14 protein-coding genes are annotated in these 18,990 nt (G+C 70.6%); 7 read left to right on the top strand and 7 right to left on the bottom strand.

Translation table 11 applies throughout. From position 1 onward, the window contains the following. Window positions 1-27: 27 nt before the first annotated feature. Window positions 28-927: a TIGR01777 family oxidoreductase gene (locus RLT59_RS28885; RefSeq protein WP_311306106.1), complete on the top strand. Its 900-nt coding sequence runs from the start codon at window positions 28-30 to the stop codon at window positions 925-927. 262 nt (window positions 928-1,189) lie between these two features. Further along, window positions 1,190-2,539, top strand: coding sequence for an FAD-dependent oxidoreductase (locus RLT59_RS28880; protein ID WP_311306105.1), 1,350 nt, complete (start codon window positions 1,190-1,192; stop codon window positions 2,537-2,539). Between the two features lie 6 nt (window positions 2,540-2,545). Here RLT59_RS28880 and RLT59_RS28875 read toward each other — a convergent pair whose 3' ends face one another. After that, a complete protein-coding gene (locus tag RLT59_RS28875) occupies window positions 2,546-4,279 on the bottom strand; it encodes an NsdA family TPR-like regulatory protein (RefSeq protein ID WP_311306104.1) in 1,734 nt (577 codons plus the stop codon). Between the two features lie 265 nt (window positions 4,280-4,544). Between RLT59_RS28875 and lipB the strand changes: the two genes are divergently transcribed. From lipB to RLT59_RS28855, 4 genes are all read left to right on the top strand, one after another. Then, window positions 4,545-5,357 (top strand): lipoyl(octanoyl) transferase LipB, encoded by an 813-nt coding sequence (lipB, locus tag RLT59_RS28870; RefSeq protein ID WP_311306103.1) that lies wholly within the window; start codon window positions 4,545-4,547, stop codon window positions 5,355-5,357. A gap of 133 nt (window positions 5,358-5,490) precedes the next feature. Then, window positions 5,491-6,453 (top strand): lipoyl synthase, encoded by a 963-nt coding sequence (gene lipA / locus RLT59_RS28865; RefSeq protein WP_311306102.1) that lies wholly within the window; start codon window positions 5,491-5,493, stop codon window positions 6,451-6,453. A 310-nt stretch (window positions 6,454-6,763) separates the two neighbouring features. After that, window positions 6,764-6,964: an SCO2195 family GlnR-regulated protein gene (locus tag RLT59_RS28860; protein WP_311306101.1), complete on the top strand. Its 201-nt coding sequence runs from the start codon at window positions 6,764-6,766 to the stop codon at window positions 6,962-6,964. Window positions 6,965-6,983: 19 nt separating this feature from the next. Then, a complete protein-coding gene (locus RLT59_RS28855) occupies window positions 6,984-7,694 on the top strand; it encodes a DUF4191 domain-containing protein (RefSeq protein WP_311306100.1) in 711 nt (236 codons plus the stop codon). A gap of 106 nt (window positions 7,695-7,800) precedes the next feature. Here the strand turns inward: RLT59_RS28855 and RLT59_RS28850 are convergent, their stop codons facing one another. Next, complete coding sequence (locus RLT59_RS28850) at window positions 7,801-8,268, bottom strand: RDD family protein (RefSeq protein WP_311306099.1); 468 nt, start codon at window positions 8,266-8,268, stop codon at window positions 7,801-7,803. A gap of 298 nt (window positions 8,269-8,566) precedes the next feature. Here RLT59_RS28850 and glnA point away from each other — a divergent pair, with 298 nt between their 5' ends. Continuing rightward, window positions 8,567-9,976, top strand: a complete 1,410-nt coding sequence (glnA, locus tag RLT59_RS28845) for a type I glutamate--ammonia ligase (protein ID WP_311306098.1) — start codon at window positions 8,567-8,569, stop codon at window positions 9,974-9,976. 122 nt (window positions 9,977-10,098) lie between these two features. On the opposite strand, the gene RLT59_RS28840 is transcribed toward glnA, so the two are convergent. The 5 genes from RLT59_RS28840 to RLT59_RS28820 form a co-directional block, all read right to left on the bottom strand. Beyond that, window positions 10,099-10,488 (bottom strand): SRPBCC family protein, encoded by a 390-nt coding sequence (locus RLT59_RS28840; protein ID WP_311306097.1) that lies wholly within the window; start codon window positions 10,486-10,488, stop codon window positions 10,099-10,101. 160 nt (window positions 10,489-10,648) lie between these two features. Continuing rightward, window positions 10,649-11,083 carry a VOC family protein gene (locus tag RLT59_RS28835; protein WP_311306096.1) on the bottom strand — a complete coding sequence of 145 codons (435 nt, stop codon included), beginning with the start codon at window positions 11,081-11,083 and terminating at the stop codon, window positions 10,649-10,651. 227 nt (window positions 11,084-11,310) lie between these two features. Next, the gene (locus tag RLT59_RS28830) at window positions 11,311-12,348 is read right to left on the bottom strand and encodes a methyltransferase (RefSeq protein ID WP_311306095.1); all 1,038 of its coding nucleotides are present in this window, start codon (window positions 12,346-12,348) and stop codon (window positions 11,311-11,313) included. Between the two features lie 13 nt (window positions 12,349-12,361). Next, window positions 12,362-13,573 carry a cytochrome P450 gene (locus tag RLT59_RS28825; RefSeq protein ID WP_311306094.1) on the bottom strand — a complete coding sequence of 404 codons (1,212 nt, stop codon included), beginning with the start codon at window positions 13,571-13,573 and terminating at the stop codon, window positions 12,362-12,364. Window positions 13,574-13,647: 74 nt separating this feature from the next. Then, on the bottom strand, window positions 13,648-18,963 hold the full coding sequence (locus tag RLT59_RS28820; RefSeq protein ID WP_311307894.1) for a type I polyketide synthase: 5,316 nt from the start codon (window positions 18,961-18,963) through the stop codon (window positions 13,648-13,650). Window positions 18,964-18,990 lie beyond the last annotated feature (27 nt).

Raw genomic sequence — 18,990 nt, 5'->3', positions numbered from 1 at the left:
GCCCGCCCGGTACGGCAGGATGGCCCCATGCCGCACTCCCGTATCGCCGTCACCGGATCGACCGGACTCATCGGAGCGGCCCTGGTCCGCTCCCTGCGCACCGACGGGCACGAGGTGGTCCGGCTGGTCCGGCACCCGGCCCGGTCCGGCGACGAGGTGGAGTGGGACCCGAAGCGGAGCTACGTCGACGTGGCCGGACTGGTGGGCTGCGACGCCGTCGTCCACCTCGCCGGTGCGGGGGTGGGCGACCACCGCTGGACCGAGGCGTACAAGCATGAGATCCGGGACAGCCGGGTGCTGGGCACCGCCGCCATCGCGGAGGCCGTCGCCTCGCTCGACACCCCGCCGAAGGTGCTCCTGGCCGGTTCCGCGATCGGTTTCTACGGCGACACCGGTGACCGGGCGGTCGACGAGAGCGCACCGCCCGGCGACGGCTTCCTGCCGTCGGTGTGCGTGGAGTGGGAAGAGGCCACGGCCGCCGCGCAGGAGGCGGGGGTGCGGACCGTGCACGCCCGCACCGGGCTGGTCGTCGCCCGGGAGGGCGGGGCCTGGGGCCGGCTCTTCCCGCTCTTCCGCGCGGGGCTCGGCGGGCGGCTGGGCGACGGGCGGCAGTACTGGAGCTTCATCGCGCTGCACGACCACATCGCGGCCCTGCGGCACATCCTCGACACCCCCGCGCTGTCCGGCGCGGTGAACCTGACCGGCCCCGACCCCGTCACCAACGGCGAGGTGACGGCGGCCATGGGCCGGGTGCTGCGCCGCCCCACCCTCTTCACCGCGCCCGCGCCCGCGCTGCGGATCGCCCTGGGCGAATTCGCCGGGGACGTACTGGGCAGTCAGCGGGTGCTGCCGGGAAGGCTGCTGGACACCGGGTTCTCGTTCGCCTTCCCGGGGATCGACGCCGCCATCCGCGCGGCACTGCGCTGATCCGGCCCGTTCCGGACCGTGGCGGCGGGCCCGCCGCCACCCCCGGCTGCCGGATGCCCCGGACCCCGGAAGCCCCAGCGACGCCAGGAACCCCACCCGTAGACGAATTCAGACGGATGTGCGACCCCGTGCACCGGTGCCCCGGTGCGCGCGACTGCGCCGATATCCGGCCGCACTCCTAGCCTCATGTCGAACTCGCGCATTCCGGTGGCCTGTTGAGGGCACAACCCTCCCACCAATCGCGCCGACTCGGGGAGGGCACGTGCTCAGCACGGCACACCACGCGGACGTCGTCATCATCGGGGCCGGGATCGCCGGCCTGGCAGCGGCTCACCAGCTGACCAGCGCGGGAGTGAGCGTCAGCGTCCTGGAGGCCGGCCCCCGGGTCGGCGGCCGGATGATGACGGAGGAGGTGGACGGGTTCCGGCTCGACCTCCTCGGCCCGCTCCTCAACACCTCCTATCCCGAGCTGTACGCGGCACCGGGGCTCGGCGAACTCGTCCTGCGGAACTTCGCCCCCGGCGTGCTCGTCCACAGCGAGGGCCGCCACCACCGCACCGGTGAGATACGGAGCGCCCGGGGCGCGCGCAACGCACGCGGCGCGCTCAAGGCGGCGCGCGCCCTCGCGAGCGCCTCCAGGGCGCCGCTCGGCGGGACCATCACCGGAGCCATGGGCGGCGCGATAGACCAGGCCAGGCTCGGCGCGGCGCTGTCCCGGCTGGCCGCGACCCCCCGGGCGCGGGTGCTGGCCCGGCCCGAACGGACCGCGCTGGAAGCCCTGCCCGGCCGCGGCCTCTCCCCTCGTACGCTCAACGGCTTCGTGCGCCCGCTGCTCACCGCGCTGCTCAGCGACCCCGGGCTCACCACGTCCAGCCGGTGCGCCGATCTGGCCCTGCGCAGCTATGCGAGCGGCAGGCTCTGCGTGCCGTCGGGGGGCTCCGGCACGCTGCCCGAGCTGCTGGCGGCGGCGCTGCCGCCCGGCACGGTACGGACGGGCGTCCATGTCACAGCGGCCGACATCACCTCGGTGCGCACCAAGGAGCACGGCGAACTGGGCTGCCGCTCACTGCTGCTGGCCACCGGCGCGGGCGCCGCCGCCGAACTGCTGCCCGGTCTACGGGTGCCGTCCTTCCACCCGGTGACGGTGCTTCACCACACCGCCCCCGCTCCCCCGCGGACCGGCGCTTCCCTGGTGCTGGACGCCGACCGCTCGGGCCCCGTCGCACACACCGCGGTGATGAGCGAGGTCGACCCGGCCCGCGCCCCGGACGGCCGGACGCTGGTCAGCTCGACGGTGCTCGGCACCCCGCCGCCCGACCTGGACCGCGCGGTCCTGGCCCATCTCGCCGTGCTGCACGGCACGCCGACCGGCGACTGGGAGCTGCTGGCCGCCCACCACGACCCGGAGGCGGTGCCCGCCATGGCGGCGCCGCACGACCTCCACCGCCCGGTCCGGCTGCTCGCCGGGCTGTACGTGTGCGGCGACCACCGCGACACGAGCACGGTCCAAGGGGCGCTGTCCTCGGCCCGCCGCGCGGCCGAGGCGATCCTCACCGACCTGGACGTACGGCCCGGCCGCACCAGCACCACCGCGTTCCCGGAGGCGGCCTAGGGGGTGTCAGCCGAGTGCGGCGACCCGCTCCCGGTACCCGCGTACCGGGGCGGCGTCCCGGAACGGTTCGAGGCGGCGCTCGAAGTCGCGTACGTACTCGGTGGCGCGCACCGAGCGCATCTCGGCCGACTGCTGGGCGGCCTCCGCGCCCAGTCGGCAGGCCTGGTCGAGCTCCCCGAGCCCGAGCCGCGCGGAGGCCAGCACCACCCGGCAGAACAGCCTGCTTCTGGCGTACGCGGGGGCCCGCAGCTGCAGCGAGCGCTCCGCGTGCTGCGCGGCGGCCCGGTACTGCTGGAGGTCCCGGTGGCAGTGCCCGAACTCGTCCGCGAGCTGGGCCTCGTCGAAGTAGCGCGCCCAGTGCGGCACTTCGTCTCCCGGACGCGATACCTCCAGCGCGCGTTCGGCCCGCGCCAGGGAGGCCAGGCAGGCCTTGGCCTCCCCGAGGACGCCGTGCCCGCGCGCCTCGACCGCGTGCAGCAGTGCCAGTACCGCGTTCGGCGCCGCCGAGCCGATGCCCTGCTGGGCCACCCGCGCCAGCTGCACCGCTTCCCTGCCGTGCCCGAGGTAGACGGCCTGCCTGCTCATGGTGATCAGTACGTAGCTGCCGTAGGCCCGGTCCCCTGCGGCCTGGGCCAGCCGTAAGGACTGCACGAAGTACCGCTGGGCGAGCCCGTGCGCGGCGATGTCGTACGAGGTCCAGCCCGCGAGGCGGGTCAGATCGGCCGCGGCGGCGAACAGCCGACGCCCGGTGGCCTCGTCGTACGTGCCGCGCAGCATCGGCTCCGTCTCGTGCTCCAGGTACCGCACCAGGGCCTGGCGGGCATGGCCGCCGCCGTAGGCGTTGTCGAGGGTGCGGAAGAGCTCGGCGACCGACCTGAGGGCGGCGACGTCTCCGCTGCTGACCTTCTGGCCGGAGCCCCGCTCCGTCTGCCGCTGCCGGGGCACGCCGGGGACGCCCGGAACGCCCGGAACGCCCGGGACAGCCGGGGCGTGCGGCGTCCCGGGCGTCCCCGGCGGAACGAGGGCTCCCGGAAGCCCGTGGGCCAGGGGTGAGCCGGGCGGGCGGACCGGGACGGGCCTCCGGGAGCCGGGACCGGGGGCCCCGCCCTGCTCCGGCACCACGCCGAGACCGCCGCCGGGGTGCCCGTTCGCTCCGGCGCCGTAGCCACCGTTCGGTCCGGACGGTCCGGACGTCCCGCGTGGGCCGCCGGGTGGCTGGGTGCCGGGAGCGCCACCGTTCCTCACCGGTCCGCCGGCCGCCCCCACGACCGCTCCGGGCTCGATGCCGCGCGCCACCCACTCGTCCGCCCGGCCGATCAGCCAGTCCCGGCTGGGGACGACCAGTCCTGCCGGGGTGAAGGCGATCTTCCGCAGCTCCGTATGGCTGCCGGAGTCCTTCCGCCACAGCCCGCTGACGATGTCGACCGCCTCCGCGGGGGTGGCGGCGAACTCCAGGCCCGCGTAGACGGGGGCGCAGGCGTCGAGGCCCAGGTCCTGGGCGGAGAGTCTGCGTCCCAGCCGCCGGGTGAAGACCTCCGCGATCAGCGCCGGGGTGGTCCCGCGCGGCTGCTGTCCGCGCAGCCAGCGGGTCACGGAGGTCTTGTCGTACCGCAGGTCCAGGCCGTGTTCGAGGCCGAGCTGGTCCACCCGGCGGGCGAGGCCGGCGTTGGAGAACCCGGCTTCGGTGATCAGCGAGGCGAGTCGGCGGTTGGGCGTGCGCTGCGGAGGTCGATCCGACATCAGCTGTACGGTCTCCTGCCTTCGGGGCCGGGCGGGCAGCCCTTATGGAACGGCGCGAATTTAGCGGCCTCCGGGGCGACCTCGGCCCCCTTCGCTTCACTTTCATCCGATCGTGTGAGGATTGCGGAGAAGCTGACGGGAACCACCTGCCCGGCCGGCACCCGAACGCCGGTCGTACAGTTGCGGGTGGCGCGATTCGGTGCATGGTGACGTGGCGCGGGGAGACTTCCCCACTTCCGGCACCGCAAGGAGAAAGGCTGCTGCCGTGACTGAGCTTCGGTTCGTCCGTCTGGGATTCGGCGAGGAATCCGTCGACTACCGGGAGGCCTGGCAGAAGCAGCGCGAGGTGCACGCGGCGCGGTTCGAGGACACCGTCCCCGACACCTGTCTGCTGCTGGAGCACCCGCCCGTCTACACGGCGGGCCGGCGCACGCTCGACAGCGAGCGCCCCCTGGACGGCACGCCGGTCATCGACGTGGACCGGGGCGGCAAGATCACCTGGCACGGGCCGGGCCAGCTGGTCGGCTACCCCATCCAGAAGCTGCCGCGCCCGGTGGACGTCGTCGCGCACGTCCGCCGCCTGGAGGACGCGCTGATCCGTACGGCGACCGATTTCGGGGTGGAGACCAGCCGGGTCGAGGGCCGCAGCGGCGTATGGGTGCTCGGGGACCCGGTCGAGGAGCGTCCGGCGATCGGCGGCCTCTCCCTGGACTTCGACCCCAGGCTCCAGGACGAGGAGTTCGACGCCCGGCTGAACGGCCCCGAGTACGCCCCGTCCAACGCCGGACAGCGCCGCGAGGACCGCAAGCTGGCCGCGATCGGCATCCGGGTCGCCAAGGGCGTGACGATGCACGGCTTCTCCCTCAACGTGAACCCGGACAACACCTGGTTCGACCGGATCGTGCCCTGCGGCATCCGGGACGCGGGCGTCACCTCACTGGCGTACGAGCTGGGCCGCGATCTCACCATCACGGACGTGCTCCCGGTCGTCGAGAAGCACCTGCGGGACGTCCTGGAGAACGCCGAACTCGCTCCGCGCGTCATCGAGCGCCCGGCCGATGCCGTGGCCACGGCGTGACGCTCGGAACACCGCACCGGGAATAGGCCCTGCCGGCCACCGGTTGGTCCAGACGTAAAGCCGCATGAACCACGGGCGTACCCTGGTGTTCGCCGAAGAATCCAATGCAGTGAAAGCAAAGGGGAGTGCCGGAGTGTCCGCTGTCGCACCCGACGGGCGCAAGATGCTGCGCCTTGAGGTCCGGAACAGCCAGACCCCCATCGAGCGGAAGCCCGAGTGGATCAAAACCCGGGCGAAGATGGGCCCCGAGTACAACCAGCTGCAGAAGCTCGTGAAGAGCGAGGGTCTGCACACGGTGTGCCAGGAGGCGGGCTGCCCCAACATCTTCGAGTGCTGGGAGGACCGCGAGGCCACGTTCCTCATCGGCGGCGACCAGTGCACCCGGCGCTGTGACTTCTGCCAGATCGACACGGGCAAGCCGCAGGCGCTGGACCGGGACGAGCCCCGCCGCGTCGGTGAGTCCGTCGTCACGATGGACCTCAACTACGCCACCATCACCGGCGTCGCCCGCGACGACCTGGAGGACGGCGGTGCCTGGCTGTACGCGGAGACCGTGCGCCAGATCCACGCGCAGACGGCGGAGCGGGAGGGCGGCTACACCAAGGTGGAGCTGCTGATCCCCGACTTCAACGCCGAGCCCGCGCAGCTCGCGGAGGTCTTCTCCTCGCGCCCCGAGGTGCTGGGGCACAACGTGGAGACGGTGCCGCGGATCTTCAAGCGGATCCGCCCCGGCTTCCGGTACGAGCGTTCCCTGGAGGTCATCACCCGGGCCCGCGAGGCCGGTCTGGTGACCAAGTCCAACCTGATCCTCGGCATGGGCGAGACCCGCGAGGAAGTGAGCCAGGCGCTCCGCGACCTGCACGACGCGGGTTGCGAGCTCATCACGATCACCCAGTACCTGCGGCCGACCCCGCGCCACCACCCGGTCGAGCGCTGGGTGAAGCCGCACGAGTTCGTGGAGCTCAAGGAAGAGGCCGACGCGATCGGCTACTCCGGTGTGATGTCCGGGCCGCTGGTCCGTTCCTCGTACCGCGCGGGCCGGCTCTTCCAGCAGGCGGTCGAGCGGCGCGACGCCGCCGCCGCGCCGACCGCGTAGCCGGACGCCCGTGTGAAACCGGGCACAAGTAGTTACTGAGCAGTAATAGCTGATTCGACGCAGCCCGTCCGCTCCTCGCAGGTCGGAGGCGCGGATGGGCCGCGCCGACGTGCGCGGCGCCGCTATCAAGGTTTCATTGGTGTTTGACCGACCGGTCATGCGCTGGTAACACCGAGCAGTGACCCTGGATGCACGCAGCGCAGTGGCTTCCCGGCCGCTGGCCACGCCGCTTCCGTATCCAGTCCGCGCAACACAGTCCGCCCACTGAGCGCCGCTCAGTCCGCGCATCCGTTCCGAGGGGACTTCCACGATGCAGGCCGCGCCGGTACGCGCCACAGCCATTCCGTCCGTCACCAACGCCCTCCGCGCCGTCGAGTCGCTGCTGCTGAGCAGCGGCCAGCGCACCGCCCGCCGAAACGCCTGGACGGCCGTCCTGGAGGACCGCCGCCGGGCCAAGGACCGGGTCGAGTCCGAGTCCGTACTGGAGGCCGTGGCCGAGCACCGTTCTTAGGCCACGTAAACTTCATTGCATGGCGAGGAAGGCAAAAACCACTGAAGGCGCGGACAGCGCCGAGAACGCGGGGCGGCTCAAGCAGATCGCTCTGACCTACAAGATGACCAGGCGGACCGACTCCAAGATCGGTCTTGTCGTCGCGGGTGTGGGAATCGTCACCTTCGGTGTCCTCCTCGCGATCGGTTTCTTGATCAACCACCCGATCTACGTGGGCATCCTGGGCTTCGTGCTCGCCCTCCTCGCGATGGCGATCGTATTCGGACGGCGTGCCGAGCGGGCCGCCTTCGGGCAGATGGAGGGGCAGCCGGGCGCCGCCGCGGCGGTACTGGACCGCGTGGGCCGCGGCTGGTCCACGACGCCCGCGGTCGCGATGAACCGCAGTCAGGACGTCGTCCACCGTGCCGTGGGCAAGGCGGGCATCGTGCTGGTGGCGGAGGGCAACCCGAACCGGGTGAAGTCCCTGCTCGCTGCCGAGAAGAAGAAGATGGCCCGCATCGTCGTCGACGTACCGGTGCACGACATCATCGTCGGCAACGGCGAGGGCCAGGTGCCGCTCAAGAAGGTGCGCACCAAGATGCTGAAGCTGCCGCGTGTCCTGACCGGCCCCCAGGTGACCGCCGCCAACGACCGGCTGCGCGCGATGGGTGACCTGATGAGCAACATGCCGCTGCCGAAGGGCCCGATGCCGAAGGGCATGCGGATGCCGCGCGGCGGAAAGATGCGCTGACGTACGGAGCAGGCCTCCGGATACGGAGAGGGCGGGTCACGAACTCCTGGTTCGGACCCGCCCTCTCCGTATCCGTCTCTGTCCGTCCTGCGCGCGGTATCCGGTCTCAGCCGCGGATCTGGACGGCGCGGGCCACCCGGTCGTGCAGCCCCCGGCCGTCGCGGTCCCAGACCAGGGCCGGGATCACCAGGCACAGGAGCACGGTGCGCACCAGCACCCTCCCGAGCCCCAGCCGTCCGCCACCCTCCGCGACGACCCTGATGCCCATGAGGCGCTTGCCGGGCGTGCAGCCGATGGTGCCGACGGTGAGCAGGCTCAGTACGAGGAAGATCCCCACCGCCCAGTTGCCGGCCGCCTGCTGGTCACCGCGAGCGAACAGCCCGTATGCGATCACCATGCACAGCGCCCAGTCGATGAAGATCGCGCCGAAGCGGCGGCCGAGCGGCGCGGCGGCCCCCGGTCCCTGCTCGGGGAGCCCGAGCCGCTTGCCCCGGTACCCGAAGTCGGCGCCCATGTCCTCGGCGGCCGCACGCGGCCCGGAGAGCCACGATCCGATTGCTTGCCTATTGTCCACCCGACCACGGTACTGCGCCCGCCCCCGGCCGCTGCCGGGCGGGTGGAGCGGCCGCGTTCCTGCGCCCCCGGAAACCGGTCCGGAACCTGCCCGGAACCCGCCCGGAACCCGTCCGGAACCGGTCACCGCACGGTCACGAGGCGCTACTCACACCCGGCCCGGTTAACTTCAGCGAAACAAATGGGTCATGCTTGAGAAATCCGGTCTGCCTATGGTCGGGTCCAGCGTGTGCCACCGCACTGGCCGCACAACGAGCTGCAACCCCGTCCCACCCCGGGCCGGGAGTAGGAGGAGTTGGATGTTCCAGAACGCCGACGACGTGAAGAAGTACATCGCCGACGAAGACGTCAAGTTCATCGACGTCCGGTTCTGCGACCTGCCCGGTGTGATGCAGCACTTCACCATCCCGGCGGCGGTCTTCGACCCGACCGAGGAGCTCGCCTTCGACGGCTCGTCGATCCGCGGCTTCCAGGCCATCCACGAGTCCGACATGGCGCTCCGCGCGGACCTGTCGACCGCCCGTGTCGACCCCTTCCGCCGCGACAAGACCGTCAACATCAACTTCTTCATCCACGACCCGATCACCGGCGAGCAGTACAGCCGTGACCCGCGGAACGTGGCCAAGAAGGCCGAGGCCTACCTCGCCTCCACCGGTTTCGCGGACACCGCGTACTTCGGCCCCGAGGCCGAGTTCTACGTCTTCGACAACGTCCGCTTCCAGACGTCGGCGAACGAGAGCTTCTACCACATCGACTCCGAGGCGGGCGCCTGGAACACCGGGTCGGAGGAGAACAACCGCGGCTACAAGGTCCGCTACAAGGGCGGCTACTTCCCGACCCCGCCGGTGGACCACTTCGCCGACCTGCGTGCGGAGATCTCCCTGGAGCTGGACAAGAACGGCCTCCAGGTCGAGCGCCAGCACCACGAGGTCGGCACCGCCGGCCAGGCCGAGATCAACTACAAGTTCAACACGCTGCTCGCCGCGGCCGACGACCTGATGCTCTTCAAGTACATCGTGAAGAACGTCGCCTGGCGCAACGGCAAGACCGCGACCTTCATGCCGAAGCCGATCTTCGGTGACAACGGCTCGGGCATGCACGTCCACCAGTCCCTGTGGGCCGGCGGCGACCCGCTGTTCTACGACGAGCAGGGCTACGCGGGCCTCTCGGACATGGCGCGCTACTACATCGGCGGCATCCTGAAGCACGCCCCGTCGCTGCTGGCGTTCACCAACCCGACGGTGAACTCCTACCACCGCCTGGTCCCCGGCTTCGAGGCCCCGGTCAACATGGTCTACTCGCAGCGCAACCGCTCGGCCGCGATGCGTATCCCGATCACGGGCTCCAACCCGAAGGCCAAGCGCGTCGAGTTCCGCGCCCCGGACCCGTCGTCCAACCCGTACCTCGCCTTCTCGGCCCTCCTGATGGCCGGCCTGGACGGCGTGAAGAACAAGATCGAGCCGCCGGAGCCGATCGACAAGGACCTCTACGAGCTGGCTCCCGAGGAGCACGCCAACGTCCAGCAGGTCCCGACGTCCCTCCCGGCCGTCCTCGACGCCCTTGAGGCGGACCACGAGTACCTCCTGGCAGGCGGCGTCTTCACGCCCGACCTGATCGAGACGTGGATCGACTTCAAGCGCACGAACGAGATCGCCCCGATCCAGCTGCGCCCGCACCCGCACGAGTTCGAGCTGTACTTCGACCTCTAAGGGGCGGGGCGGCCGGTCAGCCCGGCCGCCGGCCTGAGGTCAGAAACACCGAAGAGGGCCGCTTCCCCGGTGGGGAAGCGGCCCTCTTCGGTCTGTCGCGGTGAGCGGACCGGCTCCGCCGATCAGCTCAGCTCCTTCGTGACCCGCTCCATCACGCCCTGCCAGTGGGCGCGTTGCTGCTCGCGCTCCTCCGCGCTCGCCAGGTGCTCCTGGTGGAAACGCAGGACGCTTCGGTCGCCGGAGCTGGAGACCGCCAGCTGTACCGTCGTCGTGCCGCGGGTGGCCCGGATGCGGTCGAGCGGCCGGTAGCTGCGGATCTCCCCGGTCACGCCGTCGACCGTCTCGAACGTCGTCCCCTTGGTGGGCGACGGAGGAAGCTCCGCCCCTTCGCCGAGCCAGAGCGCGATGCCCTCGGGGCTCACCATGAACTCCCAGACGACCGAACGCGGGAAAGGAAGCGTCGCGGAGACGCCGATCTGCCAACCTGCATCCTGAGTGAGTCCTTTGGGCATGACGATGCTCCTTCCGGGCGGTTCACTACCGCAGGCCATGCGGGCAATGTAGTGATTATAGATGTTCGACATGATTCCGCAACGAGAATTCACACCCGGTAAGACACAAGGGCCTTCTCGGCCAACTTCGTTCAATTGACGGAATTTGATCAAGGTACTTCTATGCCACGCAGAACTCATTGCCCTCGGGGTCCTGCATCACGGTGCAGTTCCCCGTCGGCTCCCTGACCTCACGAACCACCTTCGCCCCGGCGTCGACGAGCTTCGACACGTGCTCGGTCAGCTTCGTCACGCCGGCGTCCGGCGTGTGCCCCTCCCCGGACCGCAGTTGCACATCAAGGTGCACACGGTTCTTGACGGTCCTGCCCTCGGGCACTCTCTGGAACAGCACCCGGGGCCCGACACCGTCCGGATCGACCGCCGCGGCCATCGAGTCCCAGCGCTCCGGGGGCAGCCCGATCTCCTGCGCGAACTCCGTCCATGATTCATATCCCGGCGGCGGTGGCTGCACCACGTAATCCAGAGCGAGAGCCCAGAATTCCGCCTGCCTGGCGGGATTCCGGGCGTCGAACGTCACCTGCACACTGATCGCCATGATCGAATCCAGAACTCAACTCAGGAGATGCGGCCCGGACGCGAGATGTCCGGACGTCAGCACCTTCGACCGGTACAAACCAAAAGGGCCACGCCTCCACGACTTTCGCACGGGGTACCGGTGCGGCACCCGCACAGCCGCATTCATTCACCCATTCGAGGGAGAGGAGCGCGGTCGCGCAGCGGGTGCCGCGAGCGTGTCAGCGTGTCTCCGGGGGCTCATCCGGATCAGGGCTTTCGTGCGAGTACCGCACCGTTCGCTCCGGGGGCCGAGAAGCGAACCGTATTCACTTGACCGAATCCCGCCGCACGCAGCCACTCGCTGTATTCGGCCGCCGTGTAATTGCGGCCCCACGTCCCGACCAGCATGTTCATACTCATGAGAGCCGCGTCGAGCGGACCTGTCTTCTCGTCGTTGACGAGCAGTTCGCTGATCACGAGCCGGCCACCGCTGGGCAGTGCGCGACAGCACTTGGCGAGGAGCTCCCGGTTACGCGCCTCGTCCCAGTCGTGCATGATCATGGACAGCAGAATGGCGTCGTGCCCGGTCGGCAGCTCCGGCTCCTGGAAGAAGTCCCCCGGGTGCGTGCCGATCCGGTCGGAGAGTCCGGCGTCCGCGATCTTCCCCGCGGTGTACGCGCACACGTGCGGCAGGTCGTACACCGTGGCGGCCAGCCGGGGGTAGTGCCGGCACAGCTCGATCACGAAGGCCCCACCGCCGCCGCCGACATCGAGAAGCCTCCGTGTCGTGCTGAGATCGACCTCGGCCGCCAGCACACCGGCGGTCATCGAGGACAGCGGCCGGAGGCCGTCCCAGAAGGTGCTCGCGCGGTTGTCGGCGTCGAAGATCCTCTCCTGCTGGTCCGGGGCCCACCGGCTCGGGCTGTCGGACCTGATGGCCTCGGTGACGCGCAGCCATCCCGGCGAGGTGTGGCTCCTCAGCATCTCGATGTAGTCGCCGAAATAGCGCGGCCTGCCGCGCACCAGGTACTCCTCTGCGGCCGGCGTATTGACGTAACGCACGTCCTTCCCGTGCGTACCGTCCGGCAGCAGCAGTCCGAGTGCGGCGCACGCGGTCAGGAGGATCTCGGCCGGCCGGCCGGCGACACCGAGCCCCTCGGCCACTTCCGCCGCCGAGGCCCCCTTCCCCTCCGCCAGGAAGTCGAACAGCCCGAGGTCGACGGCCCCGCACAGGGTCTGCGAGGCCCACATACCGCCGGCGATCCTCAGCAGCCCGTCAAGAGCGGGGGCTTCGGATTCCGGCATGTCATCGTTCCGGCTATCCATGCGTCGGCCTTTCCGCGAATCGGATCGGCACCCGGTCGAAGACAATGTGACGCCCGTTCTCGAAGTGGCGGTCCGGTTCTTCCGTGAGGTGGTAGACGGGGTGCTGCGCCAGTTCACGCAGCACCGTCCTGAACTCCAGCCTGGCGAGGGACGCGCCGAGACAGTGATGGATACCGAATCCGAAGCTGAGATGCTGGTGCGAATTTCCGCGATCGAGCGAGAATTCCTCCGGCTCGGGATATTTCGCCGGGTCCCGGTTGGCCGCGTCGAGCAGCAGGACGACCCTGGAGCCGCTGGGAATGACCGTGCCGTCGATCGTCACCTCACGCGTCGTGAACCGGGTGAAGCGGTCGGTCGGACACCACCGGCGCATCGTCTCGTCGCCCACGACCGACATGAGATCGGGCTCTTCCCTGAGCCGGTGCTGGAGCTCGGGGTTGCCCGCGAGGTGCCACAGCATGCGGCTGAGGGTGTTCAGGGTGGTCTGGTGTCCCGCTATGCACAGCGAGACGATGACGGAGTGGAGCCGCTCGTCGGAGATCGGCTCCCCGTCGATCTCCGCGTTGGCCAGGCGGGAGATGTAGAAGTCCCCCGGGTTCGCTCGGGCGTCGCGCACCTCCTCGGCGAGCAGTTCGCGGAACTGCGGCCAGAAGCTGTCCGCCTCGCTGTCCTTGGACAGGTGTTTCCACAGATTGCTCGTGAGTTCGCGGACCCTGCCCTGGGCCTGCTCCGAGAGGCCGATGGTCAGGGCGAGCACTCCGATCGCGAACGGGTTCGCCAGCTCGGCGGAGAAGTCGCCGTACCCGCGCTCGACGATGGGTTCGATGAGCTCGGTGGCAAGGGTGCGGATCCGCGGTTCGAGGCGCCGGACCTCCTCGTTGTGCAGGGGCGGCGCCATGAGCGCGCGAAGCTCTCCGTGCTCCGGCGGGTCGAATTCGATCGGGGAGAACTTCGGCATCCCCGCGGCTCTGGGGTAGAAGACGCCGGACCCCGAACTGAAGGTCTTGTGGTCCTTGAGTGCCGCTCTGACGTCGGCGTGGCGCGACAGGACCCACAGCCCTCCGTGCGCCGCGGTGTAGGTCACCGCCGCCTGCTCGCGCACTTCGCGGTTGACGTCCTGCGCCACGTCGGGTGTGTACTCGGGATCGTGCCAGTCGAACTCCCGCACGAGCCGGTCGATGAGGTCCTGCCGCGCTGCTGCCATGGTTCCTCCGAGGGGTTCTTCCGCTTCTTCCGCTTCTCTGGAGACGGGTCCTGTGGCCGGGGTGCCGGAAGGGCTCAACCGGCCGGCTGGACATCGAGGTCCGCCGCCTGGCTCCTCAGGTCGTCGACCAGGAAATCGGCCAGGGCGGCCACCGTCGGATTGCTCCACAGGATCGTCGGCGGCAGGTCGATGCCGAACCTTCGGTTCAGCCGCACGCGCAGCCCCACGGTGAGGACCGAGTCGACGCCGAGGTCGACGAGGGGACGGTTCGGGTCGATGTCCGCGGCCGGCAGATTGAGCTCGGCGGCCACCTGTTCGTTGACGTCCCGCGCCACCCGGTCCCGCAGCTCCTCCTCCGGCAGCTCCAGCCAGTCGGTGACGCTGCCGGCCGCCTCACCGGCGTATTCGGTCTCCGTGACGCTCGTCAGCTCGCTGAACACCGGCAGCCGCCGCTCGGGGAGCACCCGCATGATCGCGTAGTACGGGCTGTGGAAACGGTCGCTGAACGACCAGGCGCGGAACGCCTCGGTGATGGAGATGCTGCCCAGACCGCGCGACTCCGCCTCGATGGTCGTCGTGCCCGCGGTGGTCTCCGCCATGCCGGCTCCGCGCCACGAGGTCCACGCCAGGCTGGTCGTCTCCGTGGAGCCGCCGGCGTTGCGGTACGCGGCGAGTCCGTCGAGGAAGGAGTTGCCCGCCGCGTAGCTCGCCTGGCCGGTCAGTCGTGCGAGCTGTCCGCACGAGGAGAACAGCGCGAAGAAGTCGAGCGTTCCCGGCGGGAACATGCGGTGCAGGACCATCGCTCCGCGCATCTTCGGTGCCATCGCCTGGCGCAGTCCGTCGAAGTCGACGTTGTCGACCAGGGCGTCGGCCACCACTCCCGCGGCGTGGACCACACCGCGGATGGGCGGCAGCCCGAGCGCCGAGGGGTCGAGTGCCGCCGCGGCCCTCTCGGCGTCCGCTATGTCGAGCGCGAGCACGCGGACCGTCACGCCCAGTGCCTCCAGGGCCAGGACGGCGTCGATCTGGCGCCGCGTCCCGGCGTCCTCGATCCCGGCCCACCGCGCCCGCGGCGGCAGTCCGCGCCTGCTCACGAGTACGAGGCGGCGGGCGCCCCGGTCCACCAGATGACGGGCCACCTCAAGGCCGAGTGCCCCGACGCCGCCGGTGATCAGATACGTACCGTCGAGACGGCACTGCACGGAGCCGGGGCCGGCCGCGCGGTCGATCCGGGTCAGCCGCGCCACCGAAGCGCCCTCCTTGGTCAGCGAGATGACGTCCTCACTGCCCGGGAGGCCGGACAGGGCTTTGAGCAGCCGGTCCGCGGCGTCGCTGTCGAGGGCGGCGGCCTCCGGGACATCGACGACCCCGCCCCACAGGTCGGGGCGCTCGCCCGCGACGATCCGGGAGATTCCCCAGAGCGGCGCGTGGGCGAGGGCCGACTCCTGTTCCGCTTCGCGGACGCCCTGGGTCAGGCACCACAGCTTCAGCGGTGATTCGGCGGTGGGGTCCGCCCGCTCGGCAAGACGGCGGCTCAGCGACTGCGCCGCGTCGATCAGGGTCCACGCGTTGCGCTCCGCGGCGGACTCGGGTGGTTCACCGACGCCTTGCGGCGTCGGGGCCACCAGCAGCGCGCCCGGTGTGTCGAGTGACAGCTTCTCCAGGTCCGCGGCCGATTCGACGCGGACACACCGGACGCCGGATCTGCCCAGGTGGCCGGCGAGCGCTCCGGTGACGGAGTCGTCGCCCAGCAGCACCAGCTGTCCGGGCGTGACGCCGTCCTGGAGCTCGACGGACCGCCAGTCGAGCTCGTGCACGAGCTCGCTCGGCGCCATGATGCCGCCCGGCCGGTCCTGCACGATCGTGTAGCGCAGGCCGGTGACCTCGCACACCACCTGACCGTTCTCGTCGGCCACCAGCACATCGATGGTGGTGTCGGGATCGGTCGCCGAACGCGTGGTGTGCACCGTGACCCGGCCGGGCGGCGGGCCTCGGAAGACCATGGCCTCGATGTGCGAGGACGTACGCAGGGTCGTCGCGTCCTCCTTGGTCACGAGCACTCCGCTGACCGTGAGGGCGCCGTCGATGACCGCGGTCCAGCTGCTCGGGTGGAGCTTGGGCTCGTGGTCGATGATCACCGTGGCCAGCTGCTCGACCTCGTTGCGGCGCAGTTCGGTGACCACCCACGGGAAGGTGTAGCCCTCGACCCCCATGTTCCTGAACATGGTGTCGACCCGGGTCCAGGTCCACTCCTCCGGGCAACGGTCCCTGATGGCCCGGACGTCCTCCATCGGCCGCGTGCCGGCCACCGCCGTCCTGTCGACCGTCGCGGTGGTGTGCGTCAGCCACTCCAGCTCCTGGGTGGCCGTCGAGTCACCGGCGTCCCGCTGGATGCAGCTCGCGAGGCGCGCCTGGTTCTGGTCGAGCACGACCTGCACCACCCGGGGAGGCAGGGCCGCCAGGGGTGTGCGGAAGACGATGTCCTTCAGCCCCGGAACCGAGTCGCCGTGCGCCGCCGCCGTCACGAAGGTGTTGAGGACGACCGAAGCAGGTACCGTCTCGACGCCGACGACCTTGTGGCTCTGCGCGTAGGGGCGGCTGTCCATGTCCAGGTGCGTCTGCCAGACCTGCTGGGCCGGTGCGCCGGCGACGGTCATCCGGCCGCCGAGGAGGGTGTGGCTGTCCGGGTCGTGTCCACGGCCATGGCTCTCGCCCGTCGTCTCGGGGAAGATCCAGTACGGGCGGTGCTGCCACTGGGTCGTGGGCAGCGGCAGCAGCGTGCCCTCGCGGCCCGGCCAGTCGATCTCCACGCCGTCGCAGTGCAGTTCGGCGAGACTACGAAGGAGCCGGCCCGTCTCCGAGACGTCGCGCCGCAGGGACACCGCGACGCGAACGTCCTCGGCCCCGGCGTCCTCCGCGGTCTCGGTGATGGAGTGCGCGACCACCGGGTGCGTGGAGATCTCCAGGAAGGTGTGCTCGCCGTCATCGAGGGCCGCCCGCACCGCCTGGGCGAACCTGACCGGCTCGCGCAGGTTCGTGCGCCAGTACTCCCCGTCTCTCGCCGCGCGGGAACGCGGGTCGGGGAGCGCACTGCTGTACAGGGTGATCCGCGGCTCCTTCGCGGTCAGCCGGCCGGCCGCTGCCGTGACCTCGTCCAGGACCGCGTCGACGTGCGGGCTGTGGAACGCCACGTCCGTGTCGACCCGTCTGACCTGGATCCCCGCGGAACCCCACTCGTCGATGAGGCCCTCCACCGCGGCGCGGTCGCCGGAGACGACGGTCGACCTGGGGCTCGCGGAGATCGCGGCGACGATGTCGTCCCAGCCCGCGAGGTGGCGCTCCACATCGGCCAGCGACTCTCCGACCAGTGCCATCCCGCCGAGGCCCGCGACGCGTTGCAGTGCCGCGGCGCGGCGGCAGGCGAACCGGGCGGCTTCCTCCATGTCGAGCGCGCCCGCGGCCACCGCCGCCGCGATCTCGCCCACGGAATGCCCGATGACCGCGCTGGGCGTCACTCCCTTGGCGCGCCACGTCCGCGCGAGGCCGATCTGCATCGCGAACGTCATCGCCTGGACCACGGACACCGTCCACGGCCCGCCGTTGTCGATGACCTCGCGAGGTGTCCAGCCCAGCTCCTCGCCGAAGATCTCCGCCAGGGCGTCGACGGCCTCGGCGAAGGCCGGTTCTTCGCGCAGGAGTTCCCGGCCCATTCCGGTCCACTGGGCCCCGTGCCCGGAGAACACCCAGACCACCCCCGAGCCCCGCGCGGGGTTGGAGCGTCCGGTGATCAGCTCGGGGGTGCGCTCCCCGGCGGCCAGGGTGTCCAGTCCGGTGACGAGCTCCTGGACCGAGCCGGCCACCAGCGCCGCCCTCGCCTCCAGGTGCGAGCGGCGGTGGGCCAGGGTGTGCGCGACGGCGTCCAGGGAGACGCCGGGGTTCTCGCGCAGCCGGTCGGCCGTCACCCCGGCGAGGGAGCGTAGCCCGGCTTCGGACATCGACGACAGCGGAAACAGCCGGCGCGTGTTGGCCGGGAGCGTCCCGGAGACGGGAACCTCCTGCGGATCCGGCGACGGGGCCGGTGCGGGGGCTTCCTGGAGGATCAGGTGGGCGATCGTTCCGCCGACGCCGTAGCTCGACACGCCTGCCCGGCGGGGCTGCTCGCCGGCGGGCCAGGGTGTCGTCTCCTTGACCAGGCGCAGACCGCCGCTGTCGAGTTCGAGGTCGGGGTTGGCCTCGGTGTGCAGGCTCCTGGGAAGCTCGCCGTGCTCCATCGCGAGTACGGCCTTGATGGCGCCGGCGATACCCGAAGCGGCCTCGACGTGGCCGATGTTGGGCTTGAGGCTGCCCAGCATGCAGGGGCTGCCGGCCGGCCGGCCGGCGCCGAAGACCCGGGCGAGGGCCCGTACTTCCGCCAGATCACCGACCGGGGTGCCGGTGCCGTGCGCCTCCACGTAGCCGACCGAGGCGGGGGCGATCCCGGCCCGGCCGTACACCTGGCGGAGCATGTGTTCCTGGGCGTCGGCGCTCGGCGCCATCATGCCGTCGGACCTGCCGTCCTGGAACACACCGCTGCCCAGGATCAGCGCGCGCACCGGATCTCCGTCGCGGCGGGCGTCCACCAGCCTCTTGAGCACCATGACGCCCGCGCCCTCGCCACGTCCGTAGCCGTCGGCGGCCTTGTCGAAGGCCTTGCTCCGCCCGTCGGGCGAGGTCGCGCCGGCCGCGTCGAGGGCGACGTTCAGGGCGGGGCTCGCCATGATGTTGATGCCGCCCACGATGGCCGTGGACGTCTCGCCGAGCCGCAGGCTCTGGCAGGCCAGGTGCAGCGAGGTCAGGGATCCCGCGCAGGCGGTGTCGACGGCCATGCTGGGACCGTTGATGTCCAGGAAGTAGGAGATCCGGTTCGCTATGCCGTAGAAGGTGGTGCCGTTGACCGCCCAGGCTCCGGATCTGGGCAGGTCCTCCAGGAGCCGGCGGCCGTAGTCGTTGGAGTTGGCCGACATGAACACAGAGGATTCGGAGCCGCGCAGGGCCAGAGGCGGCAGTCCGGAGTCCTCCAGCGCCTCCCAGGCCATCTCCAGCAGGATGCGCTGCTGCGGATCGAGGTACTCCGCCTCTCGCGGAGTGATTTTGAAGAAGTCGGCGTCGAATCCCTCGATGTCTTCGAGGAACATTCCCTTCCGGGTGGTCCTCCGCAGAATCGCGGTCGCCTCCGGGCTCTGTGCCGCGTAGGGCTCCCAGCGCTTGTCCGGCATTTCGCTCACCGCGCTGCGGCCCTCGACGAGGGTCGCCCACAGCTTCGCGGGCGAGTCGAGGTCGGGTGCGAAACGACAACTCATTCCGATGATGGCAACGGCTTCGTCTGTTTCGGGAACTTGCTGCTCGCCCACAATCTCGCCCACAATTCCTCCACTTAC

Origin of the sequence: Streptomyces sp. ITFR-6, from assembly GCF_031844725.1 — a bacterium.
Classification (GTDB): domain Bacteria; phylum Actinomycetota; class Actinomycetes; order Streptomycetales; family Streptomycetaceae; genus Streptomyces.
The sequence above is the reverse complement of the archived record's forward strand: the minus strand, read 5'-3'. Positions and strand labels throughout refer to the sequence as shown.

Excerpts from the sequence above, each read along its gene's own strand:
- RLT59_RS28885 (WP_311306106.1), top strand. The coding sequence starts at position 28 with ATGCCGCACTCCCGTATCGCCGTCACCGGATCGACCGGACTCATCGGA.
- RLT59_RS28875 (WP_311306104.1), bottom strand. The coding sequence starts at position 4,279 with ATGTCGGATCGACCTCCGCAGCGCACGCCCAACCGCCGACTCGCCTCG.
- RLT59_RS28860 (WP_311306101.1), top strand. The coding sequence starts at position 6,764 with ATGCAGGCCGCGCCGGTACGCGCCACAGCCATTCCGTCCGTCACCAAC.
- RLT59_RS28855 (WP_311306100.1), top strand. The coding sequence starts at position 6,984 with ATGGCGAGGAAGGCAAAAACCACTGAAGGCGCGGACAGCGCCGAGAAC.
- glnA (WP_311306098.1), top strand. The coding sequence starts at position 8,567 with ATGTTCCAGAACGCCGACGACGTGAAGAAGTACATCGCCGACGAAGAC.
- RLT59_RS28840 (WP_311306097.1), bottom strand. The coding sequence starts at position 10,488 with ATGCCCAAAGGACTCACTCAGGATGCAGGTTGGCAGATCGGCGTCTCC.
- RLT59_RS28835 (WP_311306096.1), bottom strand. The coding sequence starts at position 11,083 with ATGGCGATCAGTGTGCAGGTGACGTTCGACGCCCGGAATCCCGCCAGG.
- RLT59_RS28830 (WP_311306095.1), bottom strand. The coding sequence starts at position 12,348 with ATGCCGGAATCCGAAGCCCCCGCTCTTGACGGGCTGCTGAGGATCGCC.
- RLT59_RS28825 (WP_311306094.1), bottom strand. The coding sequence starts at position 13,573 with ATGGCAGCAGCGCGGCAGGACCTCATCGACCGGCTCGTGCGGGAGTTC.